Origin of the sequence: Streptomyces varsoviensis (assembly GCF_000718635.1) — a bacterium.
Taxonomy (GTDB): Bacteria; Actinomycetota; Actinomycetes; order Streptomycetales; family Streptomycetaceae; genus Streptomyces; species Streptomyces varsoviensis.
On record NZ_JOBF01000113.1, the window covers coordinates 1 to 207 of the forward strand.

Annotated in this window: 1 protein-coding gene; it reads left to right on the forward strand. The window is 69.1% G+C overall.

Annotated features, from left to right (window positions below; all coding sequences use genetic code 11):
* Nucleotides 1-207, forward strand: a 207-nt coding sequence (locus IF55_RS35835) for an acyltransferase domain-containing protein (protein ID WP_037967711.1), incomplete at both ends; no start/stop codon positions are given.

Here is a 207-nt window from a genome sequence, read left to right on the forward strand (position 1 = left end):
GTCTTCACCGGTCAGGGTTCGCAGCGGGTGGGGATGGGCCTCGAACTCCACCGTGATTTCCCGGTGTTCGCGGCGGCGTTCGACGAGGTGTGCGCGGCTTTGGACCCGGCGCTGCGGGAGATGGTCTTCGATGGGGACGAGGCCCGGCTGAGCACCACCGAGTTCGCCCAGCCCGCGCTGTTCGCGATCGAGGTGGCCCTCTTCCGG